This is a genomic window from Trichloromonas sp. (assembly GCF_041583255.1).
GTDB lineage: Bacteria > Desulfobacterota > Desulfuromonadia > Desulfuromonadales > Trichloromonadaceae > Trichloromonas.
Genome location: NZ_JBFHGD010000021.1, coordinates 1 through 25392, shown reverse-complemented (window position 1 = coordinate 25392; position 25392 = coordinate 1). Strand labels below are relative to the sequence as shown.

Annotated in this window: 20 protein-coding genes; all 20 read right to left on the bottom strand. The window is 53.4% G+C overall.

Annotation, left to right across the window (positions count from 1 at the left end):
- A partial coding sequence (locus ABYV89_RS03245) for a S8 family serine peptidase (RefSeq protein WP_432821489.1) occupies positions 1-1449 on the bottom strand: 1449 nt, incomplete at its 3' end.
- Positions 1450-1769: 320 nt separating this feature from the next.
- Complete coding sequence (gene prsR, locus ABYV89_RS03240) at positions 1770-3140, bottom strand: PEP-CTERM-box response regulator transcription factor (RefSeq protein WP_432821488.1); 1371 nt, start codon at positions 3138-3140, stop codon at positions 1770-1772.
- 14 nt (positions 3141-3154) lie between these two features.
- A complete protein-coding gene (gene prsK, locus ABYV89_RS03235; protein WP_432821487.1) occupies positions 3155-5389 on the bottom strand; it encodes an XrtA/PEP-CTERM system histidine kinase PrsK in 2235 nt (744 codons plus the stop codon).
- Positions 5313-5942: an exosortase C-terminal domain/associated protein EpsI gene (locus tag ABYV89_RS03230; protein ID WP_432821486.1), complete on the bottom strand. Its 630-nt coding sequence runs from the start codon at positions 5940-5942 to the stop codon at positions 5313-5315. The genes prsK and ABYV89_RS03230 overlap by 77 nt, the downstream gene beginning before the upstream one ends.
- Positions 5939-6775 carry an exosortase A gene (gene xrtA / locus ABYV89_RS03225; protein WP_432821485.1) on the bottom strand — a complete coding sequence of 279 codons (837 nt, stop codon included), beginning with the start codon at positions 6773-6775 and terminating at the stop codon, positions 5939-5941. The genes ABYV89_RS03230 and xrtA overlap by 4 nt, the downstream gene beginning before the upstream one ends.
- Positions 6776-6794: 19 nt before the next feature.
- The gene (locus ABYV89_RS03220; RefSeq protein ID WP_432821484.1) at positions 6795-8144 is read right to left on the bottom strand and encodes a phosphomannomutase; all 1350 of its coding nucleotides are present in this window, start codon (positions 8142-8144) and stop codon (positions 6795-6797) included.
- A gap of 8 nt (positions 8145-8152) precedes the next feature.
- A complete protein-coding gene (locus ABYV89_RS03215) occupies positions 8153-9571 on the bottom strand; it encodes a mannose-1-phosphate guanylyltransferase/mannose-6-phosphate isomerase (RefSeq protein WP_432821483.1) in 1419 nt (472 codons plus the stop codon).
- The gene (wecB, locus tag ABYV89_RS03210) at positions 9568-10689 is read right to left on the bottom strand and encodes a non-hydrolyzing UDP-N-acetylglucosamine 2-epimerase (protein WP_432821482.1); all 1122 of its coding nucleotides are present in this window, start codon (positions 10687-10689) and stop codon (positions 9568-9570) included. The genes ABYV89_RS03215 and wecB overlap by 4 nt, the downstream gene beginning before the upstream one ends.
- A 220-nt stretch (positions 10690-10909) precedes the next feature.
- Positions 10910-12163, bottom strand: a complete 1254-nt coding sequence (locus ABYV89_RS03205; protein WP_432821481.1) for a TIGR03790 family protein — start codon at positions 12161-12163, stop codon at positions 10910-10912.
- A 41-nt stretch (positions 12164-12204) separates the two neighbouring features.
- Positions 12205-13602, bottom strand: a complete 1398-nt coding sequence (locus tag ABYV89_RS03200; RefSeq protein WP_432821480.1) for a chondroitinase-B domain-containing protein — start codon at positions 13600-13602, stop codon at positions 12205-12207.
- Between the two features lie 231 nt (positions 13603-13833).
- Positions 13834-15192, bottom strand: a complete 1359-nt coding sequence (locus ABYV89_RS03195; RefSeq protein WP_432821479.1) for a phenylacetate--CoA ligase family protein — start codon at positions 15190-15192, stop codon at positions 13834-13836.
- Positions 15193-15342: 150 nt separating this feature from the next.
- Entirely contained in the window at positions 15343-17232 is a 1890-nt protein-coding gene (gene asnB / locus ABYV89_RS03190) for an asparagine synthase (glutamine-hydrolyzing) (RefSeq protein WP_432821478.1), read from the bottom strand.
- A 94-nt stretch (positions 17233-17326) separates the two neighbouring features.
- Positions 17327-18511: a hypothetical protein gene (locus tag ABYV89_RS03185; RefSeq protein WP_432821477.1), complete on the bottom strand. Its 1185-nt coding sequence runs from the start codon at positions 18509-18511 to the stop codon at positions 17327-17329.
- Positions 18512-18581: 70 nt separating this feature from the next.
- Positions 18582-19751: a hypothetical protein gene (locus ABYV89_RS03180; RefSeq protein WP_432821476.1), complete on the bottom strand. Its 1170-nt coding sequence runs from the start codon at positions 19749-19751 to the stop codon at positions 18582-18584.
- 5 nt (positions 19752-19756) lie between these two features.
- Positions 19757-20356, bottom strand: coding sequence for an N-acetyltransferase family protein (locus ABYV89_RS03175; RefSeq protein WP_432821475.1), 600 nt, complete (start codon positions 20354-20356; stop codon positions 19757-19759).
- Between the two features lie 23 nt (positions 20357-20379).
- On the bottom strand, positions 20380-21504 hold the full coding sequence (locus tag ABYV89_RS03170; RefSeq protein ID WP_432821474.1) for a glycosyltransferase family 4 protein: 1125 nt from the start codon (positions 21502-21504) through the stop codon (positions 20380-20382).
- The gene (locus ABYV89_RS03165) at positions 21501-22511 is read right to left on the bottom strand and encodes a hypothetical protein (RefSeq protein WP_432821473.1); all 1011 of its coding nucleotides are present in this window, start codon (positions 22509-22511) and stop codon (positions 21501-21503) included. Before ABYV89_RS03165 ends, ABYV89_RS03170 begins: the two co-directional genes overlap by 4 nt.
- Positions 22498-23541, bottom strand: a complete 1044-nt coding sequence (locus ABYV89_RS03160) for a glycosyltransferase family 4 protein (protein WP_432821472.1) — start codon at positions 23539-23541, stop codon at positions 22498-22500. The genes ABYV89_RS03165 and ABYV89_RS03160 overlap by 14 nt, the downstream gene beginning before the upstream one ends.
- Positions 23542-23640: 99 nt before the next feature.
- Positions 23641-24945, bottom strand: coding sequence for an O-antigen ligase family protein (locus tag ABYV89_RS03155; RefSeq protein ID WP_432821471.1), 1305 nt, complete (start codon positions 24943-24945; stop codon positions 23641-23643).
- A 5-nt stretch (positions 24946-24950) separates the two neighbouring features.
- Positions 24951-25392, bottom strand: a 442-nt coding sequence (locus ABYV89_RS03150; protein ID WP_432821470.1) for a polysaccharide deacetylase family protein, incomplete at its 5' end; no start/stop codon positions are given.

The following is a 25392-nucleotide window of genomic DNA, read 5'->3' as shown; positions in this document are numbered from 1 at the left end:
GGACTCGCCCACATTACCGGCGACATCATAGGCTTTGGCTGTGATCGTGTACCATCCATCGGCAACCGTTTTGGCATCCCAAACGAGACTGTACGGTGCCGTTTGGTCACTGCCAAGAATCATCCCATTAACAAAAAAATCAACATGGTCAACGCCGACATCGTCGACTGCGGCCACCCGGATCGACACCAGAGCGTTAACCGGGCCAGCAACGCTCGGTGCCGTGATGGTGACGCTCGGCGGCTGAGTATCCGGCACAGGAGCGTAGCCAAGGGCCAGCGTCAGGCTGTTCAAGACGTTGATTCGTCCATGTCCGAAGGATGAATCAAACCCCGGCGCGCCCAGATCGTCAGCCCCCTGCTTCAGGATATCGACGACCTCAGCATTAGTCAGCAGAGGATTGGCTGACCAGATAAGAGCCACCAACCCGGCAGTGATCGGCGAAGAGAAAGAGGTACCGTTCCAGCCACCATAGCTGCCGCCGTTACTGGTGGTATAAATAGTGGTGCCGGGCGCCGCCACATCGATCCAGGGGCCATAATTGGAAAAACTGGCCAGGTTATCGTTTTTGTCCGATGCCGACACGGCTACCACATTATTGCAGGCGGCCGGATAATAAGGGGTGCTGGTCGCCTCGTTAGCGGCAGCGGCGACGATCACCGCCCCCTTGGCCCAAGCGTAATCGATCGCATTTTGCAGCGTGGATGAAGCATAAGGGCCGGCGAGACTGAGGTTGATCACCTTGGCGCCCCGGTCAGCAGCCCAGGTGATTGCCGATGCAATCGCCGAATAGGGACCTGATCCGTTTGCATCCAGCACGACCAACGGCATGATCGGGTTGTGCCAGGCCACCCCGGACACCCCCAGGCCATTGTCGCTAAGTGCGCCTGCCGCCCCGGCCACGGCCGTACCGTGCCCCTTTACATCGTGGGTGTCGGTGTTGTAGGCGATAAAATTGTAGCCGGGCAGAAGCTTGGTGGCAAGATCGGGATGGCTGGGATCGACCCCTGAATCGATCACTGCGATAGGAACCATGGTCGTCCCCGTCGAAATATCCCACCCTGCCGGCGCGGCAATCCTGGGAAGATGCCATTGGGACGGATACATGTCGTCATCGGGAACCGCTACTGCCGAAGCATAGAAGTTATCCTCAACAAATGCCACACGCGGATTTTTGGCCAGTACGGCCTTGATTTTTTCCCGATTGGCCTCCTTGACCTTGATCCGATGGACCTTGATCCGCGAGAGTTCTTCAGCCATCGTCACCCCCAACTGCTTTAACTCCCCGGCAAGCGCCCCGCTGGAGACTCCGGTCTTGTACTGGATCAAGAGTTCACCAGCAACCTCAACAGGCTTGTCCTTGGCCCATACATCCCCCCCACAAACAACCAGGCAAAAAGCTGTTGCTGCCGACAAAGCCCAAAAAAACACCTTGGAAAATCTACTCATAACCGATTGCACCTCCATGGAAAAGTAGCTTTCGAAAATCGGGGGATTGCTGTACTTGCCGCAAACTACAGGATTTGATTCGCAAATCCTGTACCGAACGCAAGGATCGCTCACATCGCCCGACTAAAAAAGCGATACAGGCCTACAAGTGTGGGCAACTGCTAGAAAAAAATGATTTATGCAAAATCGCTTGGCAGGACGCTGGGATGGGCTGCAGGCAAAACAGCAGAGAAACAACGGGCAAGCAGTGACAAAAAATGGCCGACTTCCAAGACAGCCCCAGACATTTCACCACGGAACCGAAACCGTCCGCAGGCTCTTCAGCTGTTTTGCAGACCGTGTTTTTTCATGAGGTCATAGAAGGTTGGTCGACTCACCCCAAGCGACTCGGCGGCCTTGGCCACGTTGCCGACATGGGTCTTCAATGAAGACTCAAGGAGTTCTCGCTCGACCTTGTCGCGCCCTTCCTTAAGGGTCATCCCGGCGACAGAAAGGTCGACGGACTTTTCCAGTGAGGCCGAGAAACCGAGATCCACCGGGTCGAGCACAGGGGAGTCAGACATGATTATCGCCCGCTTGATCTTGTTTTCAAGTTCACGAACGTTTCCTGGCCACGCATAGCGTTTCATTGCCGATTCTGCGGCCGCACTGAATCCCTTGATTTTCTTTTGGAACTCATTGGAATAACGGCTCAGGAAGAGACCGGCCAACAGCCGGATATCGTCGCCGCGGTCGCGCAACGGCGGCAACCTCAGGTTGATGACCCCGATGCGGTAATACAGATCCTCCCGAAAACGCCCGTCTTTGATGGCCGTGTCGATATCGACATTGGTCGCCGCCAGAATCCTGGCATCGATCGTGATATCCTCACGCCCCCCGACCCGTTGAATCACCTTTTCTTGCAGAAAGCGCAACAGCTTCACCTGAAGAGGAAGCGGGAGTTCACCAATTTCATCGAGAAACAGGGTGCCTCCATGGGCGAATTCGACCTTACCCTGCACTCTGCCCGCCGCACCGGTAAAAGCCCCCTTTTCGTGGCCGAACAGTTCGGACTCCAGCAGATTTTCCGGAATGGCTCCACAGTTTATTGGAATAAAAGGGCCATCTTTTCGCAAACTCTGGTTGTGAATGGCCCGCGCCACCATCTCTTTGCCGGTGCCGTTTTCACCAAGCACCATCACCGGAATGTCCGCCGAAGCCACTTTGCGGATGGTGGAAAAAGTGGCTTCCATCGCCTGGCACTGACCGAAAATCCCGTGCATCCCCCCCTGCCGCTGCCCAGACGCAGACTGCAGGCGGCGATTCTCCTCTTCGAGGGCGGTCAGGTGAAAAGCGCGGCCCAGGATGATCTTGAGTTCGGTGAGTTCGATCGGCTTCTGGTAAAAGTCATAAGCCCCCAATTGTACCGCCTTGAGGGCATTGCCGCGATCTTCGTTCCCCGACAGAACGATCACCTTGGTGGAAGGGCGTAAGCTTAATATGATCTCCAGGCACCGCAAACCCTCGGAAGCCCCGTCCGCATCCGGAGGCAGACCAAGATCAAGGGTTATGACCCGTGGAGCATGGGCAGTAAATATCTGGATCGCCTCTTCGACATTTTCAGCCAGAAGGATCTCATAACTTTTTCCCAGCCCCCATTTCAGCTGCTTAAGAATTTCCGGGCTATCATCAACGATCAGAAGTTTTTCCAAGCGACCCCCATTGTCTATTCACAGACACCTGTCATTTCATCCGGCAACGGCAACCAAACGGTAAACAAAGATCCTTCACCCACCACACTTTTCACCTCAATGCGTCCCCCAAGCGCCTCGACCACCTGGCGACACTGGTACAGACCGATCCCCATCCCCTTTTTCTTGGTGGTTTCAAACGGCTTGAACAAACGCGTCCGAATGAAGTCGTCGGTCATACCACATCCCTGATCCGACACCCGGACGTAAGCCAGATCAGAGCGACCAACGTCGATCAGGACCGACGCGTTTCCCCCTGAGGCTTCACGGGCGTTGTGGACCAGGTTCAGGAACACCTTCTGCAATTCGACAGGGTCCGCACTGACAGGAACCGAGGAACCGCTGATTATTATACCATTTCCGCCTGAGAGAGCTACACCCGCCCTCGCCACTTCGAGCAGATCACATTCGACAAGCTCAAGCAGAGGTTTTTGCTTAACATTTTGCAGCCTGGCAATCAAGCCCTTCATGTTATCGACGGTATTCTCAAGGGTTTCGAACATGTCTGCTCTAAACTCAGGCTCTTCAATATAATCACGGGCATTGTCCACCACCATACCCAGACCAGACACCAGGTTTTTCAGGTCATGAATCACAAAGGTCGAAACCCGTCCGATGGCAGCCATTTCGTTGGCAGCAACAAGCTGAGAGTAGAGTTTCCGACTCAACAAAACACCGATCGCCTGGTGGGCAAGAATTTTCATCAGGTCGAAATCTTCGTAGGTCAGCCGTTCCTCTTCATAGATGCGCCGCCCCAACACAACGAAGCCTTCGAGTCCCCGCTCAAACCGCATCGGCACCAGAAACGAATAGCCACGCCTTTTCAAATGGGCCAACTCCCCCTCTGGGTCGTCCCCGATCTCCTCATCGAGGCTAATCACCCAATCTCGCTGGCACATGGTTTCGACGACAGGGTGACTGCCGGACAGCGTCTGCGAGGCCACATCCATTACGAGGCAGGTCGAACTGCGATAAAGATCCGAATCCTGGTCACGCAGGTAGAGGGCCGCCCCCCGAAGAGAAAAGGTTTCGGTGAAAAAAGCGAGAATCCCCCGTTCAAGCTCGTCCCGGGTTTTCGCCGCCGAAAGTTTGGTCGTAAACTGTTGCCATTCCTGGCGGTAATCATATTTACGCTGATAAAAATGCTTGTGCAGAGCAACCCGGAACCGCCGACGGATTTTTTCCGAAAGAAGAGCAGCAACAATCGCCAGACCAAGTAGCACGCAGAGGGTAATATAAAACGCTCGATTGCCAACAAAATCGAAATAACGCATGCCGGCGCCGAAAAGCCCCAGCCCGATAAGGTAGCATCCCACGGCCAGCACGACCATCGAACGATAGGCCATTTCGCGGGACACCCTGATCCTGTCGGCTTCGCCACGACGTATCCGGCTGTAAGCCATCATGCCGACACCAAGGATCAGGCAGAGGGACCGCACCGGCATCAGGTTCATGTCAAGGGAGCGATACAGCAATGCCTGGCTGTAATAAATCACCAGCACCGCCAGCAGAACCCCGGTGCCAATCAACTCGAACTTGACCCGCCAGCGGTCGGGTCGTGGCAACGCCATCAGGGTTTGCTCCAGATGGAATATGGCCATCACCAGAAACGCCATCAGCGCGACATAGAAAAAATAACCTCCCGACCCGAGAAAAAGCATTTTTTCATCGGCGAAATCGGGAGAATAAAAGACAGCGGGCATTGACAGGCCAAACGCGGCCACGGGAAACCCCAGAGCGGCAAGCAGCAACAATGCTGAAAGAGGGGACAGCTCACGCCAGTCGCCCTCACGGGAAAAGGTCAGGGAAAAAAGCAGCCAGAAAAAGGGGAGGCAGGATTCGGCCACCAAGGCGGCCCGCTTCCAAGCGGCCAGGGATTCCGGGTGCCGCAGTCCCTGCAGGTCACATCCTTCAAGAACAACACAGGCCAGCAGCCCCCCCAGCAGAGCAAAGGCAGAGAACCGCCGGGGCAGGCGAACCAGCAGAAAAATGCCATAACCGACGGCAAGAGATATCGCAAGGATGGATAGAACAAGTTGAAGCATAAAAAACCTGAAAATCGGGGTAAGGCAAAACAGGAGCAGAAGAGACTGTACTCGTTTAAGGTTACGGCCTAATAGGCTTCCGCCTTTTTCACCGCGGCAACACCGCCTTGATCTGCGGATAAAAATGCCTGACAAACTGCTCTCCCAGCGTACGGGCTTGAGCATCCTCCTGCTGGTACGGCACCGAGATCCGGATAAACGCCGAATCCCGGCGATTGAACAGAATCGAATTCTTGATCTCGGCGAACTTCAACGCGTATTCGTTGGTCATGGATTCCCCCTTGACCTGGAACCAATAGAGAAACAACTCACGCGCATCGCCATTTTGGTACACCGCCTCCACCAGGTGGACTCGTTCATTCCCGATGACGAAGGTTTTGCTCTCTTCCGAAAGATTGAACCAGCCGCTGCCGGGAAGGCAATGTTTGGGTGAATGGATCGGCCCGCTGTCCGGGCCTCCACCGTGGAAGCCAAGATAGAGTGACACCGGGTGATGACGCTCGTCCGCATAGACGCGATAGAGATAGTCGGTTGGCTTGAGTTGCTTCAGTACCGCCTCACTGAAACGGGTTTCGGCCACCTTTTCCCAACCTGAAAGCCGTTCAGGGATATCGGTCAACGGTCTGGCAACCGGCACCTGGACATCCTGGTGAAAGTGAACAAACAGCGCCGCCAGAACCAGCAATCCGCAGACGACAAAAAAACGATAGTTTTTCATGAGCGATCCACCTTTCGGAGCACAGCCCCCAGAAAAAAGAGCAGCACCATCGCCAGGGCGAAAACCGCCATCCCGGCGAATTCATGAAAAAACCCCTCGGCTGCAGCAGCGCCGTAATAGTGGGCCAGAAAACCGGTGGCTATCACCCTGAACATATTGGTGGCAATGGCAATCGGCACCGCCGAAAGAACCATGATCACCCGCTTGAGGTTGGATTTCTGGGTAAGGAAAGCGAAGGCCACCGCCAACGCCAGCAACGACACAAGTGAACGCAGGCCGCTGCAGGCATCGGCCACCTCGAGGACGGTTTGCGGGAACATGATGATGTTCCCCTCACGCATGACAGCAATGCCCATTACCTTGAGCGCCACGACCGAATATTTAGCCACCATCAATTTGAGGGGGAAAGCCATGGCATCATAGACAATATAGGGAAGCGGCACCATGAAAAGCAGAAATCCGATCGGCAACGCCAGGTGCCCGAAAATCGTCCAGCCGTACCAGTAAAGGACGATCCCCGCCAACAAAAAAATCAGCGATGAACGCATAGTAAAGTATTCGGTGCCGGCATACCCGAAGACCAGAAGGAGCAGGCTTCCGACGATAACCAGCAGGCCGGTGTGACTCGGCCGCACCGGGAGGTGTTTGAGCTCAGGCCATTTCTGCCAGACAAAATACCCCGAAATCAACGGCACCAGAAAACCGTGGGAATAGTTGGGATCGTCATTCCAGTCGCTGACCATACCGGGGACAATCCCCCAGTAAACTGCGGCCAGAAGCGGCAACAACAAAACCAGCTGCCAGCGGTGCTCTTTTAGAACGTTCTGAAACATGATCCCTCCCCCGTGAGTTTTATCGGTCAAGAAGTGCCAGCAGCTCCGTGGTTTTTGCTTGCATCAGCACCTCGTCGCCACGGGACTCGACGTTGAGCCGTATCACCGGCTCGGTGTTGGAGCAACGCAGGTTAAAGCGCCAGTCGGTGAATTCCATGCTCAGCCCGTCGGTGCGGTCGAGCGTCAGGGCCTGGTTCTCAAATGCCGACTCAACCCGGACTATCGCGCCCTGCGGGTCGGCCAGGGTGCGGTTGATCTCGCCACTGGCGGGGAAAGTCTTCATCCGCTCTCCGACCAGCTCGGACAGTAGCTTGCGCTGGCGGCACATCAGCTCGATCACCAGCAGCCAGGGGATCATGCCGCTGTCGCAGTAGGCGAAATCACGAAAATAGTGGTGAGCGCTCATTTCACCGCCATAAACGGCGTCCTCAAGGCGCATCCGCTCCTTGATAAAGGCATGGCCGGTCTTGCTCAGTACCGGCACGCCGCCGGCCTGCTCCACCATGTCGATGGTGTTCCAGGTCAGACGCGGGTCGTGAATGATTTTCGCGCCCGGCTCCCGAACCAGAAAGGCTTCGGCCAGCAGACCGACGATGTAGTACCCCTCGATGAACTGTCCCTGTTCGTCGAACAGAAAACAGCGGTCGAAGTCACCGTCCCAGGCGATACCGAGGGCGGCGCCGTGCGCAAGCACAGCCTTGCGGGTGATGTCGCGGTTCTCCGGCAGCAGCGGGTTGGGGATGCCGTTGGGAAAGGTGCCGTCCGGCTCGTGGCAGACCTTGAAGACCTCGAAGGGGAGCTGGCTTTCCAGCAGATCAATGACCGGCCCGGCGCAGCCGTTGCCGGCGTTGACCACGATCTTGAGGGGGCGCAGTACCGAGGAATCGATGTAGCCAAGCAGGTGCCGCAGGTAGGGGACTTTTGACTCCAGCGGCTGCACCGTACCGACCCTGGCCGCAGGCTTGAACACACCCGTCTCGGCCAGGCGCCGGATATCGAGCAGGCCCGTGTCGCCGCTGATCGGCTGGCTCCCCTTGCGCACCAGCTTCATGCCGTTGTAATCCATCGGGTTGTGACTGGCTGTAACCATGATGCCGCCGTCGGCACCACTGTGAAAGGTCGCGAAATAGACTTCTTCGGTACCGCACAAGCCGATATCGAGCACGTCGGCCCCGCCTTCGGTCAGGCCGCGGGATAGGGCAATACTGAGCGCTTCGCTGGAGAGGCGGACATCCCGGCCGACCACAACCCGGTCAGGCGAGAGAAACTCGGCGTAGGCCCGGCCGATGCGATAGGCGATTTCCTCGTTCAGTTCATCAGGCAGGCGGCCGCGAATATCGTAAGCCATGAAACAATTCAATTCAGACATCTTCTTCCTCAAGCCCTTCCATAGGTATCGTCGTATCGCTCAATGTCGTCTTCGCCCAGATAGCTGCCGGACTGGACTTCAATCAGTTCCAGGGGAATCTTGCCCGGGTTTTCCAACCGATGAACGACACCGAGCGGAATGTAGGTCGACTGGTTCTCGCTGATAACAAAGGTTTCTTCACCGCGGGTGACCCGGGCCGTCCCTCTGACCACGACCCAGTGCTCGGCTCGATGGTGATGGCGCTGCAGCGACAGGGTTGCGCCGGGGGATACGACGATCTTCTTGACCTGGTAACGGGGAGCATTGCCGATGCACTCGTAGGTTCCCCAGGGGCGGTTGACCCGGCGGTGCAGAAGGGCCTCTTCCCTGCCCTTTTTTTTCAACTGGGAGACGATCTCCTTGACATCCTGCACCCGGTCCATGGTGGCCACCAACACCGCATCGGCGGTTTCCACCACCACGTGATTTTCGAGGCCGACCGCTGCGACCATACGGCTGCCGGCATGCAGGTAACAATTGCGAACATCCTGGGTCAGCACGTCTCCGCGGGCGACATTGCCCTGCTCGTCCTTTTCGCCGACATCCCAGAGCGCCAACCAGGAGCCGACGTCGCTCCAGCCGGCATCAAGGGGAATGACTGCCGCCGCCGAGGTTTTTTCCATCACCGCGTAGTCGATGGAATTACCAGGACAGGCAGCAAAGGCCTCGGCCCCCAGGCGGACGAAATCGAGGTCGGCGACCGCCGCATTGAGTGCTTCACGACAACGGGCCACCATCTCGGGGACGAACTGCTCCAGCTGCTGCAGATAAACGGAGGCACGAAACAGGAACATGCCACTATTCCAGTAATAATCGCCCGAATCGAGGTACCCTCGGGCAGTTTCAAGATCAGGCTTTTCGACAAAAGCATCGACGGCAAAGACCCCACCGGGGTTGGTGGCCAGGGGGGCACCGGAACGGATATAGCCGTAACCGGTTTCCGGAGCGGTCGGAACGATACCAAAGGTGATCAGCCGGCCGCTTTCGGCCTCGGCTGCGGCAACCGCAATCGCATCACACAGGGCCGCCGCGTCGCGGATGACATGATCCGCCGGCAACACCAGCAGAAGAGGATCATTGCCGTCCGCCATCGCCTGCATAGCCGCCACAGCCACTGCGGGGGCCGTATTACGCCCAACGGGCTCAAGCATAATGGCCGAGGCCGCCTGACCGACGCAGCGCAGTTGCTCGGCCACCATAAAGCGGTGGCTTTCGTTACAGACCACCAGCGGGGCCCCCATACCGACAGTCCCCTCGAGGCGGCAGAGGGTTTCCTGAAGCATGGTTCGATCACCGACCAGCGGCAGCAACTGTTTCGGATAAAGTTCACGGGATAGCGGCCAGAGCCGCGTTCCTGCCCCTCCGGAAAGAATTATCGGAATAATCATAAAAAGACTCCTTTAGCCATAGTGTCAACCAGCACTTCAACGATTCGCTCAGCAGCGTGACCGTCCCATTTTTTCGGCACCCGTCCCTGCGGAGCTTCACCGCTGAAGACCTGGCGGGCCTGGTCGAGGATTTTTTGTTTACTGTTGCCGACCATCACGTTCGAACCGACTTCGCAGGTGATCGGCCGTTCGGTGTTCGGGCGCATGGTGATGCAGGGAACGCCGAGAACGGTCGTCTCTTCCTGAAGCCCGCCACTGTCGGTCAGCACCATTTTGGCATTCATGTTCAGGTGCAAAAACTCGAGATAACCGAGCGGTTCGGTGATCCAGATCCCTTCGACCTTCTCACCGGTATTGAAGAAATGGGCCAGGCCGAACTCCTCGGCCATCTTTTTGGTGCGGGGATGGATCGGGAAAATGATCGGGATCTGCTGCGAGATTTCGGCCAGCGCCTCCAAGATACCGGTCAGCACCCCCTTGTCATCGACGTTACCAGGCCGGTGCATGGTCAGTGTCGCATAGCCTTTCGACGTCAACCCCAGCCTACGACTCAAGTCAAGGGTTGCTGCCATGACCCGGTGCTTGAGCAGGGTATCGATCATCACATTGCCGACAAAAAAGACCTTGTCAGCCGGCACGCCCTCGGCCGCCAGGTTCTCGTTGGCAAAATGGTCGGTGGTAAACAGATAGTCGCACAACACGTCAGTGCAGAGCCGATTAATCTCCTCCGGCATCGACATGTCCCGCGAGCGCAGTCCGGCCTCGACATGGGCAACTTTGATTCCCAGTTTTTTCGCCGTTATGGTGCAGGCCATGGTCGAATTGACATCCCCCACAACAATCACCAGATCGGGGGTTTCACGCAAGCAGACCTTTTCGAACTCGACCATGATCCGCGCCGTCTGCTCGGCGTGAGAACCGGAACCGACCTCGAGGTTGATGTCCGGCTTGGGCATCCCCAGATCGACAAAAAAGGCCTGGCTCATCTTCTCGTCGTAATGCTGGCCGGTATGAACCAGAAGGTGGTTGATCTGACCGGGGTGTTTGTTCATCGCCTCGATGATCGGGGCCATTTTCATAAAATTGGGGCGGGCACCTACGATGTTTATGATTTTCAAAACATTCCCCCTGAAAAAATAAAAGCTACCAATGCACGAAACTCACGGAAAGGGCGGTAAGATTACTTCATTTTTGCATGACCCCATCCGAGGGTTCCGTGATTTGGGTGGAGCAACGGCCTTTATCCTGTAAAAGCTTGAACGTTTGAAACACGGATCAAATCTGATTTACCTGGATTCAATCCCCCCGGGGGGCGCTGCATGCTGCGCCTTGACAACTTCAGGGACTTTGTGAGTTGGTCATCTTATGATTTTTAAACGGCCGATACAAGGGATCACCGACCAGCACCATCTGCCATGACAGATAGGGAAGACTCAAAAAATAGGCTTCCGCCAGTGTGTACGAGCCATCGATCAGCGCCCCGAAAAAAATCTCCGGCACCGGAAATGCCTGCAGGTAAGGCTCTGCCACCGGACCAATGGTGGCGGCAGCACCGTCTTCCAGCATCCGCTTGCACCAGACGTTGCTGGAACCGGACCGCAACGTCTGGCATTCCTGGCTGGCGATATGATAGCCGACCGCCCCAGGGCGCCAGTCGAAGGCATCGACATAACGAGCCAGGCTGTACCAGCCGCAGTACAATGCGGCACCGGGAGCCTCACCGGCCTGAAACAGCTCTTTTTTTTCGTTGACCACCACCGGCATCCGTTGCCGCGCAGTAACCCGCGCGGCGGCCAGATGAAGGGAATTGTCGTAATAGGCGTACCCTTCTAGCTTTTCTTTTATTGACCTCGGATCTTTGGCATCAAAATAGGCCGTCCCCGACAACCCCGAGGCCTCGGCCAACAGGCTGTCGTCAATCATTCTTCGGACAATTCCTTTCGAAGGCCCGTCCAGCCTGGCGACGAACCTGACATCCTTCTTCTTCACCGGCAGGGCCTGGTTCTGGAATCCAGCAAAAAATGGATTGGGCACCCACCCCTTAAGGGAGTAGTCGTCCGCCAGCACCAAGGCCAATTCCGAATCGACTGCTGCCCCCTGATCACTCTTGCTCAGGCCCTTGATCTTCGCCTCAATGGCGGCCAGTTGATCCTTCAACCGTTTGGATTCAGGCCCCTGCTGGTCCGTCAGTTTTTTCATCTCCGCACGAATGGTAGCCTGTTCAGACTGCAGGCTCTCCTTCTCGATCTTTTCATCTTTGGTCAGGCCCGGGGGCCCCACCTTCAACGGAACACCGGATATGGTAACCAGGCAGCGAATAGCGTCGGGGTCTTTCCTTTTCTGCAGAAATTTACGAACCGGCTTAGCAATATCCTCATCATAATCTTCTCGCGAACAGGATTCTTTCTCCGTCGTGTCGATCCGAATCAGATTTTCGCTGGGGATGCCGCGCTGCTTCATGTAATAACGGGCCAAATCGACGCTTTCTTCGACGAAGTGATTAGCAACAACAATCACCTCTTCAGGCTCCAGCGCCAGTACCGAAACCGGCAGCAGCAGAAATAACATTAAGATCAAGCTCAAGCATTTCATGGTCTCACTCCCGACGGTGCCGCCTTCTTCCGGAAAAGAGCTCATAATCCCAACACTGAGGCGCAGCCGGATGAATCTTTTCCATATTCCAAAGCCCCGAGATCGGGCCGATTGGTTCGGGCCTGACCGCAAAAATCCTCCCGAATCTGGTCCATGGCGACGCCTTGATCAATCAGATCCTCCCCATCCTTTAAATTGAAGTTCCCCTCATCCGGACGTTGAAACCAGTTCTTGAAATCCTCCACATCTGCCACCAAGTTGTGGTCCTGGACACTGAGTCCGCCATCCCGCTCCTCGATGCGGCTTGACAGCAGGTTGTTGCGGATCACCGCGGAGCTGACAGGGAAGCGCACATCCAGGCCCATGGTCCGGTAAAAGACATTATTGAACACCTTGGTGTCACGGGACTTGTTCAGATACAGACCGACATCGCTGCAATACATGACAATATTGTTGCGCACCACACCGCCTGTGTGTTCGACCTCATTGCTTTCATTACGCGAAAACCGTGCCCCACTGCCGCCACCGCCCAGTGACAAACCAACCCGAACGCCCCCGGCAGTCCGATATTCGCCGATGACAAGATTATTCTCAAAGACCCCACCAGAGGAGTTTCCCTTTAAAAAGGCCGCATAGCTGATGCGATCCCCCTCTCCCTTGCAGAAATCGGCAATCAGGTTACCACGAACGATCCAGTTGTCCGGGCCAACCACATCGATGAAGGTCACGGGATTACGGGTGCGACGGATTTCCGAATTGAAAAAATGGTTATTCTCGAGCAAAACATTGTCGGGATAACGTGTCTCTCCGTCCCGACCGCGATAACCATTGGCCTTGATCATTGCGTTGAATTCATGCAGGCGACAGTTTCTCAGGACAAACCCCTGACCGCCGCCAACAATGTGGAAGGCGTGCTCGCCGTAATCGTGGTTTTTTGTAACACCCTTGAACTCCAGATTTTCAAAGGTCCAGTAAGGCCCGTTGATCCAGAAACCCTCCTGTGAATCGAGTTCGATGACCACATCGCCAAGACGTTTTGCCTTCACCACGACGGGATGCAATGCTGATCCACCGAGTATGATTTCAATATTGCGCGACTGAATGCGGTAAACGCCTGGAGACAGAAGGATCTCGTCCCCCGGCTCGGCGTTCTTGAGCGCCGCCAATAGCTCCCTCGCCTCTCTGACAACAACTCGGCGAATTACCTCGTTTGCGGGCCGGGCCGACCAGCCCTGCTCCAGCCAGGCCTGGGGCACGGGCCGCCCCTGAGAGTCATACACCACCGGGGACATCTGGCGGTCGGCTCGGGCGCCGTGTCCTTTCCAGTCGGGGTCATTTAGATCGGGTAATTCGAGCCCCTTGGGCTGCACCGGATCCGGCTTGAAAACCTCGGCAATCGCCGACTGCTCCAAACCGGATTTCTTCAATGCCTTGAGCATTAGCACACGAGGTGGCAAATGGTACGACCTAGCCACCAGGTAAGCCCCATAGCCCCCCCCCAGAAGGCTAAACAAGCCGATGACGGCCAGCAGGTTGCGGATTATATTGAATAGTCTTGGGAACATATGAATCCATCATCTTGGCGGGACAACTGCGGATAAATGCGTGGAAATTTCTAAAAGTAGCCGCTTTCCGCTATTATCCCGTCTAAAAAACGACCATCAACCAGCTTACAGCCCTTTATGCGCCACTTTCGACACCACGTAGCGGTGCTTGCCAGAAGCTTCGCGAGGAATGCTGTCGACCAGATTGACTCTCACCCGCACGCTGTCGCCCATCCGTTTTTGAATGCCGGCGACAATCCGCTCGGCGCCGTCCGTTGGGTAGCGTTCCGGGATCGTCTTGACCAGAACCTCGACATCTTCGAGCTCATGCTGGATGATCTTGAATTCGTCAACCCCTTCGATATCTCGCACGATGTAGATCACCGACAGCGCGTGCTGCCAGCGCCCGTCGGGGGTCACCACAAAATCAGTGGTGCGGCCGCGAATCGCTTGCATGGTCGAGAAACCGCAGCCGCAGGAACAGGCCCCTTCGCCCGGCTGGGCCACGTCGCCGGTTTTGTAGCGAATCAACGGCATGCCCCAGGCATCCAGGTGCGTCAGGACAATTTCGCCATCTTCACCTGTGGGCACCGGCTGATCCTCCTGGATAAACTCAACGACGTAATTCGGGTCCATCACATGATAGCGGCCCTCGCGGCACTCGTGGGAGACGAACCCCCCTTCACGGCTACCGTAACCATCAGCCACCGGGATGCCACCGAGCTGTTCGCTAATCGCCTTGCGCTGGTGGTCATATAAAAGCTCCGCCGTCGAAAAGACCACGGAGATACCGAGAGAAGCCGGGTCGAGCCCTTGCTTTTTCGCCATCTGGGCAAAGAGATCGATGGTGCTGGGGTAACCGAACAGGCAGTCAGGCTGAAACCGCTGCATGGCGGCAAAGATAGCCCCTACATTGGACTGAGAAACCTCGAAAGCGCTGATCAATAGTTCGTTGGTCAGCTTGTCGCGAAGCTCCTTCATCCGGTCCTGACGCGTCTCTTCTACCGGCGAGCCCCACAGGTAGAGTTCCTTGTCGCCAACATCCACCCCCCACCAGCGATGAGTCAGCATCCGCGCTGCCTTGTCCCAGGCCTGACGCCGCTTGTCGAAGTAGAAAATCAGCGGCTCCCCCGACGAACCGCCAGTGTTGTAGCGATGCAGGCCGCCGGGGGAGTCTTTCCAGGTCATGCGGTCAATATTCTGTTTAATTTCGGCCTTGGTCAGAAACGGCAGCCGCCTGATATCGTCGATGGCCTGCATCTTCTGCGGCTCGAAACCGGCATGGGTGAACCGATCGGCGTAAAAGGGGATGTTCTGCTGGGCATGGATCAGCAGTTCACGCAGTTTGCGAAAACGGACTTCTTCAATCTGGGCGGGTGACAGGGACTGCAGGCGTTCTAGTTCGGCAAGATGTTCAAAGGTTTTGCGGCCCATGATCTGTTCGTGAAAGGGATAAATAACCTTGCGCACCAGATACGGATTCATGAGCACCTCCGGTTAAAAAATCACAAAACATAAAATTTTCTTGTCCAGAAAAGCACCGAAAGCACCTGAACAACATGGGGATTAAAATCAAATTCATTCTTTTTTACATTTTCCTTCCGTGCGTTCTGTGGACTAAATGCTTTTTTGCGTCTATCTGCCACCAAACTGTCGCTGCCAGAGGCCGAACATCATCAGACCCCACAACTGGGTGCCATTGTTTTGCCGTCCCCCTTGGTGACCATTCCACAACTGCTGCACATAAACGCGGTTGAACCGTTCATCCAATCCACCGGAAAAAAGCACATCCTGCGCCAGACCTCTGAGTTCACCGCGTAACCAGGCATCAAGGGGCACACAGAAGCCCTGCTTCTTGCGATAAAGTATATCCGCTGAAAGACGATTCTCATTTATTTTTTTAAAAATATACTTGGACTCTTGTCCGCGCAGTTTCAGCGCCGACGGAAGACGGGCGGCGAATTCCATGACCTTGTGGTCCAGAATCGGCGCCCGCACTTCAAGCGAATGGGCCATGCTCATACGATCAACCTTGACCAGAATGTCTTCGGGCAGGTAGCTCTTGATATCGACATATTGTACCCGCGTCACCGGATCAGCATTGGAGTTCGCGGCAAAGTGCGCTCCCAGCACCGACTGCGCCTGCCCCTGTCCAACCTGCGCGGCAAAGTCGGGAGTGTACAGCCGACGCTTCTCCTCCGGTTTGAAATAGAAAGACATATCACGAAAATAAGCCTGATCCAGCGGCAGCGACAGGTTGCGCAGAAAAGCCTTGAGCCGCAGCGGGCGAGGGAGAAAGTCAGCGCCCGGATAAACGTGCGACAGCGGCCCGAACAGGCCCCGGCGGATGAACTCGGGAATGTTCTGGCGTAAGCCATCCTCCATCCGGTTCATGCTGTAGCGCTTGACATATCCGGCAAAGGTCTCGTCGCCGCCGTCCCCGGAAAGAGCCACCGTGACCTTTTTGCGCGCCATCTGCGACACGTACCAGGTCGGCACCGCCGAGGAGTCGGCAAAGGGCTCGTCAAAATGCCAGACCAGCCTCTCGATGATGTCCAGCGCCTCGGGCCGGACCACGAACTCCGAGTGGTCGGTGGCGTAGCGCGTGGCCACGATCGAGGCAAACTCCAGTTCGTTGAAGCGCTTTTCTTCGAAACCGATGGCCGCCGTACGCACCGGAGTCCCATCACCTTGAAGTGCCATCGAAGCTACCACCGCGCTGGAATCGACTCCGCCGCTCAGAAACGCCCCCAGTGGCACGTCACTGATCATGCGCAGGCGCACCGCCTCGTCAAACACCTCCTGCAACTCGGCAATAGCCCGGGCTTCATCAACCGTACCCGGCTCAGAAGACATGTCGAGATCCCAATACTTTCGCTGAGTCATCCCCTTCGAAGTACAAACCGCCAGGTGCGCCGGCGGGAGCTTGCGCACCGAACGAAAAATACTCAACGGCGATGGCACATAACCGAAACTGCAGTAGGCATCCAGAGCCGCTGGATCCATCTCCCTTGAAACCGTATCATTCGCCAATAGGGCTTTCAGTTCCGAACCGAAAACCAGCCGCTTGCCGTCAAAGTGGTAGTAGAGCGGTTTCTTGCCGGCCCGGTCACGAAGCAGCAACAGCTTGCGGTTCGGAGCATCCCACAGGGCAATGGCAAACATCCCCCGCAAGCGGTCAACGAAAGACTCCCCCCATTGGCGGTAACCGTGCAGCAGCACTTCGGTGTCACTGTGGCTGTGAAAACGGTGTCCGCACCCTTCGAGTTCCTTTTTCAGCTCAAGGAAATTGTAGATTTCGCCGTTGAAGACCACCTGCAGACGCCCGTCTTCCGTAGCCATCGGCTGCTCGCCGGTATGCAAATCGATGATCGCCAGCCGCCGATGGCCAAGCCCGATTCCGCCGTCGGCAAATAAGCCGGAACCGTCCGGGCCGCGATGCACCATGGTGTCATTCATCCGTCCCAGCAAGTCGCGATCGACCGGCGCCCCCCCCAGATTGTAAATACCGCAGATACCGCACATTGTACGAAAACCCTCAAAAAATCAGCTCAAGCACTTTGTATATTCCTGGCGGTTAAAGGTCCTGAAAATTCTCATGTTTTCCCGATGCCATTCATCACTCGCTTTCTGGTCTTCCGGGTTTTCCCCGGGCCGAAGTCAGCAGTTTACGACATGCGGCAACCACGCCGGTCATGCGCCCCGGCAGATCGCCAAGATAAAAGGCTGCCGTCCCCGGCAGATCGTCCCAGGCAAAGACTTCGTCCTTGCAAGCAACCATGCACTTCACCGTCGACCAGAGCCGTTTTGCTTTCGATTCTTCAGGATAGTCCAGCGGCGTCAGTCGATCCGCCAGGGCATAGAAGGCACTTTTGCCCAAGGCCTTGAGGCTTGAGACGGTGTGGTTGTTCACCGAGGCGTTGACCGGCATTTCTATGCCTTGTGCCTGCAAAGCGTAGAGCGGTTCCAGGTAACCGCAGACCAATACCTTGGCCGTAGTACCGCCAAAGCGGTGATTGATTTCGAGAAAATGGCTTTCGCCGGTCAGTTCATCGAAAAGAAACTCAAAATGGTAATGTCCGATCAATTCCATCGCCTCGGTAAAGGCGACGCAACGGGCCTTAAGCTCCGCGGACAGAGAGATTGGTCTCAGGGTCAGGGTCACTCCTTGAAACTTACGTTCGACCAAAAACCCCTCCATGCCCACCGTCGTTCCATCCGCCATGCGAGTTCCGTGCACCACCAGGTTGGGCAGATTTTTGAACGGCTGGCCAATAATAGAACTATAAATATTAAAACCACCGAGAAATTTCCGCAGTTCGGTAACAGACTCAACGTTTTCAACCTTGAACAGAGGGTCGACCGAACCGGGAGCCGAAGGCCGCAGGCAAAGGGGAAAATGGGCGGAGGGAATTTCATCGGTGAAATCGCCCCTCGAAAAAAGATAGGTAGGCAACACATTCAACCCGACCTGGCGCGCCGCATCAATCTGCGCCCCCTTATCCAAAACTCGCCGCAGCATGCCGCTGGGAGGCAACCAGAGAGTGATGCCTTCCGGAAGGCGTGGCCGTTGGTCGTTCAGCCATCGGGCAATATTTTCGTCGATACAGGTCAGCCCAGAAGCTCCAAAATCGGCAAGAAAGCGGATGATGGTTTCCAGCCCCCGCTCGCTGTACAAATCTTGGCGGGAGAGGCAGACCGCTCCCGTCAGATATTTGGAAACCGGCTTGGGTTCGCCCGGCCCCTGGATAGAGATGAGGCCTGGAGACATACCCGCCCGCCCCCAGCTGCGGATGCAGGCCAAGGAGGGGGGGCCAAAGGCACTGAGTATAACAGGGCGCAGATTACAAACGTGCACTAAGCATAATCCTTCGCTAAAAAGAAAAAAGCTTTCTGTTGATAAATTTCAGAAATGTCAAAGTTTGCCTTCTTTCAAACGTAGAAAACTCTAAAGTACTTCTGTATAAATAAGGCAATAATAGCTTTTTATATCTAAAAATATTTTTAACAAAATGCATCAAATAAGCATAGTCGTCTACCAATAGAACTTTCTTAAATGGATGATCTTTCGAAACCAATGAATTTACCATCGGTATATTTTCGGACCTGTAATAATAATCCAACAGACTGATATTAACACCAAGCCTTGTTGACAATCGATGTTGCAGCCAATGACGCGTATTTATTTCAATGACAAATAATTTTCCAGTTTTTCGATCAACCACAATTTCTGTTTCAGAAATCCCACTAACCCCCAAGGCCTCAATGACTTCCTTACCAAAAGAGGCAATTTCCGGGTGCTCAACGGTTGAGCATAAAATAGCCGTCCCAAAACATTCTGGGTACTGCAACAATTTTTGCGTTACAAAACCCCAAATAACTTTTCCGTTAGCATCGCTATAGCAACAAAATGAAAAATTACCAGTTTCGGCGACATCGATGATTTCCTGAACCAAAAGTTTGGGAGAATATTCGTGCAACCTGCTGATCAAAGGAAAAAACCCATCATAATTATCAACAACAAAAGCTTTTTTTCCACCCAAAGCAGAGGAAACCTCATCAGTCTTCCATTCACTTGAGACCACCGGCTTAACCAGACAGGGCCAGCTAAGACGCAGACCAAGATCCTCAACATTGGCCCGCTCAACACAGAATGACCAGGGGATTCTGATGCCCAACTCCTTTAGCTTTTCAGCAAATGCATGTTTATCGTTCACCAGGCGGGCAACTTCAGCGGTTGGTATTGGTAAAGAAAGGACATCCTGTAAAGAGTCTCGAAATCTGTCCAGGAAGGCGACCTCTCCATCACTGGAAGTAAAGACAAATCCAGGGTTGCCAGCATTCGCCTGAATCTCAAGCAATCGAACAACCACAGCCTCCGGTTCCTCGTCGACAGAAAGGCGATGGACAGTAATGTCCCGGCCTAAAAACGACTCCAACCCACCACCCATGTGAAAAAGGTGAAGATGAAGGCCGGCATTACGCAAATTCTTATAGATGCCGTATGAGGTTGGATTGAGGCTGAGAAGGTAACAGACCGACATCGAGTTTATCCTTTGATGATATCCGGGCAGTGATGAAATTTTACACCTAAAACGTTAAGCATTTTGTAATAACCAATTTTCTCATACCCGGCTTTTACAAAGGCTTTTTGTGACGGAACATTCCAGTCATAAATGATGGCCCAAACCAAATCGACATTCAGTTGCCTTAAGTATGGCTCAGATGACGTTAACAGGTGAGTTGCAAGGTCATTTCCTCGATATTTTTTGTTTACAAAGATGTTGTATGCATACGCTTGCCCGTCTCTTATTTTAATACTGCAATTAAATTCCTCACACTCAGCCTTCGCCAAGGCAAACCAGCCCCAACCAGCAATTTCAACATCATGATAGATAACGACAAATAGTTCCCCCCGGTTGAGCCGTGAGGAGGCATCCTCCAAAGAAAAAGGGGGTTTATAATCAATTGATGCTAGCACCTCGGTGATTTTTTTTTCAAAATTGCTATCAATTGTATCAATTCTTGAAAAACTAAAACTAGTTTCGCGCTTTTCTACAGAGATACCATCACTGACTTGACTTAATTGCTTAAAAAACACCCCAGGATTTTTAGATAAGAAAACAAACCTTCTAAGAGACCAAAACATATTTCTAAATTTATCCTCTTTTATTACCCAACTCGACAAATTGAATTGTAAACCTCTAAATACCCCCTCATCATTCCTTCTCCTGAGAATAGAACCGCAACATCTTTTTGTTTACTTGAAAATATTTTTAATTTTTCAGCATCCTGGTAAAGATTAAAAACCTTTTCCTCAAAATCATTTTTCTTATCCAAATCGAACAAAAACCCATTCACATCTTCATTAACCAGGTTAGGATTACCCCCAACATTACTCACAACAACAGGCAAGTGCGCAGCTATTGCTTCTATCAACGCCATGGATGTACCTTCTGAAATTGAGGTCAAAACAAACAGATCCATCGCTTGCAACAACTGCGGGATGTCCTCACGATAACCGAGAAGGCATATATATTTATCAAGCCCTCTCTGTTTTATGTTCTCCGCTATTTCTCGACCATAATCAGTCGCCAGGGGCGCCACAATGAGATGACGCAAATCCTGGATACGGTCTTTTAGGTTCGCAATCGCTTCGACTTGAAGCTCTATATTTTTTACAGGATAAAATCTCGTTACAGTTCCGGTGACAAATGTATTTTCTGGAATACCCAACCTAGCCTTTGCCTCTTGTTTACTTATTGGGCAATCAAAGGGCGTTAAATCAATCCCGTTGTAAATCACATCGATGTTCTTATCATTAACAAATTGACGTTTAACAAGATCAGCTTTCACTTCCGGAGAAACGGCAACAATCCGATCGGTAAAAAGGGAAAGGATTTTTGACGTCAGAACTGTCTTCCAATGCCATTTCTCCATATTACCGTGTTTAGTAACAACAGTCGGTTTGCCAACCATTTTTTTCAATATAGCCCCATAAAACCAGGAACTCATATCGTGGCAATGAATAACGTCGATATTCCAATCCTGAATCAAATCAACAAGTTCTCGAAGGGTGACTCGCATTCCTTTCTGTTTTTTTGCGCGATCAACATGATGTAATGCTACCCCGGCCGCGGCAACTCCCTGGGCGAAATGGCCAGCCATCGTCAATACACACACATATGGCTGAACACAACCTGAAGAGTTCAGGGCCATCTGACGAATGACACTCTCAAGCCCACCAACGCCAAAATTGTTGACGAGATGTAGAATGCGGAGCTTTGAAGTGGTCATTTTCGGGGCCTTACCTCATAAAGTTGCTGCTGAACGAGCCTCTTCAGAGAATAACCGAACGAGACAGATGGATAGACGTGCGACGCATCCAAACTCTCGAACTCCCGCTCCAGCATGGCAATATCACGGAATCTTAGACATCTAAACGTTTCTCCGTGTTCAGCTAAGTGGCAACACAACTGGCTGAACCTCTCCACGACATATTGCCGTACAGAGCATTTTTGGTATTGCACGTCTCCTGCCTTTAAAAAACTGAAGGAATGCATAATAAAAGTTATATTTCTGGGCCCTTGGCAAGAATGCGCCTGCTCCAGCACCCGTCTCATTTCGGCAAACCCCACACCGTTGAGGTCAAGGGGCTTGAAACGCTTCCCTCGCAAAGGGATAGCCTCGACAAAATTGGTAATGGGGAATTCCCATACCCCTTCGAGCTGATCGGCATCATTAAATTGTTGCTCGCAGATGCGCTGGCTATGCCTGGGAAAAGCCGCATTGTACGAACTGTCGATAAAAATCCCATTAGCCTTCAGCGCCTTCAGGGTGTTGGCATTGGCACCATAGTTCCCGGCACGAAAAACGATGGGAGAATGGCCACAGTATCGAGTCAGCAACTCTTTTCCTTCGCCGATCAATTCGATTTGAGTCGCGAGATCATAGGTAGATAAATTGTCCGAATATTTACAATCGGATGGCCTCTCTTCTCTAAAGTTCAAGAAGTTGGGATGAAGGTGCAATTGGACATCATGCCCACGGCCCAAAATATATTGGCAGACGTCTCTGGTTTCAGCCTCGCCGAAATGATATTTATTGAAAACTTCGACGAAAAAGGTGAGAGGAATATTAAATCGGTCGGCGATATCCATGATCAACGGAATGCCGTACTCCCTGCCGTTGACTTTCCCATAAACACGTTTGTCATTTCCCACCGGTCTGAGCGTCGGGTCGGCAAAAGCCCCACCGATGCTGTGCTCGGTGTCAATGGTGATAAAAACATTAACCTTTGCCATCCCTCGTCCCTTCAATCACCCGTTCGAACATCGGAACCATCCTCTGTAACACCTGCTCCGGGGAATAGCGATGGCTTTCGAGTCGGCCATTTTCAGACAACCGTCGCGCAAGAACAGGATCTTCGAGTAATTCACACACCCGGGCCGCCAGGGCGTCGCAGTCATCACAATCGACAAGAAGGGCCGTCACCTTGTCTTCGACCATAAAAGGGATGCCCCCGGCCCGGGTTGTCACCACGGGTAACCCGCATGCAAACGCTTCGAGAATCACGCCTGGGAGGTTGTCCACATTGGACGCATTAATAAAAATATCGGTTTCATCATACATTGCCTGGATCTGATCATGAGGGACGCTGCCATAAAAAATGACGGATGATCCAAGCTCCAGGGAACTGGCAAGAGATTCAAGCATGGTTCGCTCGTCTCCCTCGCCAATCACCGCCAGGGTCGCATCGGGATAACGTTCGCGCACCCTGGCGAAAGCCCGGATAGCGCAACCGACATTGTAAATGGCTTCCAGATTGCGGGTAACTATGAGCCGCGGCCGTAACGGGCTGCGCAGCCGAAATCCAAACTGCTTAAGATCGGCGATGTTGGGGACAACCTCGGGCCTGATGCCAAAGGACCGGGCAAACTCTTGTTGAAGGAACACGGAAGGGGTGGTTATCAGGTCAATTCGGTGCATCAGTGGGTTCAAGAGAATTCTGTAGCGATCGAAAAAAGCCCCGGCGCCCCCCCCCCTCGCACTGAGAATGACCTTTTGTCCGGACATGAAAAACAACAGTAACGCCGGGAAGGTAACCCACCAGAAAAAATTAAAAAATCCGGTCAAAAAATAAACGGCGTCTGCCTGCAGCGAGGCACGGCGCAGAGAGTAAAAGAAGACGAGGACATTAACTCCCGTGCGCAGAATCGGCACAGTAACAACCCATTGCAAAGATCGTGGGAGTTCGCAATTGGTCGGCACACTCAGAACACTATACCCTGCTGCAACAAAAAGGGATTCGAGCTTGGTCGCTTGAATGGCCATTCCCCCGTAAGGTGGGGGGAAGGGGGAGACGAGGCAGATTGTTCTGGGAACCGCAGACACTGATTTCATTCTGATCTTTCAGACCAATGGCCTATCTTATTATGATGCTGACAGTTCAAGGGGGATGTTCGCTGTCGGGAGTTCGTTTTCCACAGCGCGGAACAAAAAGACTGGCAACATCAACACCCAATAAAATTCTTCGATGTACACACAAGAAATAAAAGTCGCCCCGACCAGATAGATGACAAGGGCACAGCGTACCGCATGGGAGTACAATTTGACATCTTCCGTACGCTCTTCAGGGAGCAATTGGTCGGCCATACTGTCGACATGCTTAAGGGTGGCAAAGGATGTCTTTATGAGCCACAGCAAAACAAATAACCCCGGAAAGCCTAATTCAGCCAGACAACGCAAATAGGTGTTGTGAGCATCCATCCCGGCCATCATTGGTTTATAAAAGCCAATTCGATCGTGGAAATTGCCGACCCCTACCCCCATCGGGTGAGCCTTAGCCATGGCCCAGGCTCCAGTCCAGGCTTCAATCCGTTGCTGCGCGGAAGAATCACGTTCTTCGGCGTCTTCCACACTGATGGTATGAATACGTCCCCAAAAACGGGAGTCCGTGAGCGTTATCCCACCTACCATTCCCAGCAGAAGAATCACCACGGCGGCCTTCCGATAGCGACCCAGCCGGGACAACGAGAACAGGGCCAATACAACGCCAACGGCAATAGCCAAAAAGGCTCCTCGCGAACGGGTGAGCACAACGCTATTAAGGATAAAAGCGGCTGAAATGACACAGGTCACTTTAGCTTTTTTACTTCCTTTCAGCAGCATAACTCCTACAAATGGAACGATAAATGAAAAATGGAGTGCCAAAAAATTGCTTTCGCCAAAATCCGAGCCCCCAACACCGGTGTTCAATCGCCCCCCACGAAACTCTCCGGCACCAGTAAAAATATCATATCCCAGGGACAGTCCCGACAGGATGAAGACCCAGAGCAATCCCTCAAAAAATCGCATTGAGGTGACTATGTGACTAGCCATCAAAAGGATGAAAATGACCTTGGTCATTTTCATGACATTGTAGTCAATCTGACCATCCATGGCCGCTGCGAACCAGATAATGCCAAGCAATAACAGAAGCAGTTGTTCCTGTTTTTCAAAAAATCGCCGGTAGCTCAACACTGACCATTTCACGACAATTCCCAGGGCGATGGCAATGGCAAGCAGAAAACTATAACGTTCAAAACCAGCGGGCAAAAGACTGCCCCACCACTGACCAGAAGGATTAATATTGTAGGTAAATAAATAAGCATAAACGCCGATGATCGGATGATAAATCACACTGGCTGCCAGTGAAAACAGCAAAGCGCCTAAATACAGCAGGGTTTTTAACGGCATAAAAGTTATCCGGACCGACGAGAGGTCAAAAAACGGTCAAATAAGGACGTCAGTTCAAGGCGATGGACAGTCACCGGAAATCGCGCTCGAACCCCTTGCAAATCAGACATATTACGGCGCCGCAAGACAAAAACATCCGTCCCGGCGTCGTTGGAACCGTAACGGGTGGTTACGGCATGGGAGTACCCCGCCTGACACACCGCCTCCGCCAGAAAGTCAGAATGAGCCCCGCGAGGATAACAAAACCCGGGGATAGCCCTTTCAAGGCGCGTCTCGAGAACAACTTTGGACTGTTTGATCTCGATCAAAGCATCGTCTTGATTCAAGCCGGTAAGAGGCTCGTGCGACATAGTATGGGACCCGATACTGAACCCTTGATTGCAGAGGGTTCGTGCGTCATCCCATGACATCAGCACCCCCTCCCCCCGGTATGGGCCAAACTCATTC

Excerpts from the sequence above, each read along its gene's own strand:
- prsK (WP_432821487.1), bottom strand. The coding sequence starts at position 5,389 with ATGCTCAAGCCCGTACGCTGGGAGAGCAGTTTGTCAGGCATTTTTATC.
- ABYV89_RS03230 (WP_432821486.1), bottom strand. The coding sequence starts at position 5,942 with ATGAAAAACTATCGTTTTTTTGTCGTCTGCGGATTGCTGGTTCTGGCG.
- xrtA (WP_432821485.1), bottom strand. The coding sequence starts at position 6,775 with ATGTTTCAGAACGTTCTAAAAGAGCACCGCTGGCAGCTGGTTTTGTTG.
- ABYV89_RS03220 (WP_432821484.1), bottom strand. The coding sequence starts at position 8,144 with ATGTCTGAATTGAATTGTTTCATGGCTTACGATATTCGCGGCCGCCTG.
- ABYV89_RS03215 (WP_432821483.1), bottom strand. The coding sequence starts at position 9,571 with ATGATTATTCCGATAATTCTTTCCGGAGGGGCAGGAACGCGGCTCTGG.
- ABYV89_RS03205 (WP_432821481.1), bottom strand. The coding sequence starts at position 12,163 with ATGAAATGCTTGAGCTTGATCTTAATGTTATTTCTGCTGCTGCCGGTT.
- ABYV89_RS03200 (WP_432821480.1), bottom strand. The coding sequence starts at position 13,602 with ATGCTCAAGGCATTGAAGAAATCCGGTTTGGAGCAGTCGGCGATTGCC.
- ABYV89_RS03195 (WP_432821479.1), bottom strand. The coding sequence starts at position 15,192 with ATGAATCCGTATCTGGTGCGCAAGGTTATTTATCCCTTTCACGAACAG.
- asnB (WP_432821478.1), bottom strand. The coding sequence starts at position 17,232 with ATGTGCGGTATCTGCGGTATTTACAATCTGGGGGGGGCGCCGGTCGAT.
- ABYV89_RS03180 (WP_432821476.1), bottom strand. The coding sequence starts at position 19,751 with ATGTCGGTCTGTTACCTTCTCAGCCTCAATCCAACCTCATACGGCATC.
- ABYV89_RS03175 (WP_432821475.1), bottom strand. The coding sequence starts at position 20,356 with ATGTTTTGGTCTCTTAGAAGGTTTGTTTTCTTATCTAAAAATCCTGGG.
- ABYV89_RS03170 (WP_432821474.1), bottom strand. The coding sequence starts at position 21,504 with ATGACCACTTCAAAGCTCCGCATTCTACATCTCGTCAACAATTTTGGC.
- ABYV89_RS03165 (WP_432821473.1), bottom strand. The coding sequence starts at position 22,511 with ATGGCAAAGGTTAATGTTTTTATCACCATTGACACCGAGCACAGCATC.
- ABYV89_RS03160 (WP_432821472.1), bottom strand. The coding sequence starts at position 23,541 with ATGGCCATTCAAGCGACCAAGCTCGAATCCCTTTTTGTTGCAGCAGGG.
- ABYV89_RS03155 (WP_432821471.1), bottom strand. The coding sequence starts at position 24,945 with ATGCCGTTAAAAACCCTGCTGTATTTAGGCGCTTTGCTGTTTTCACTG.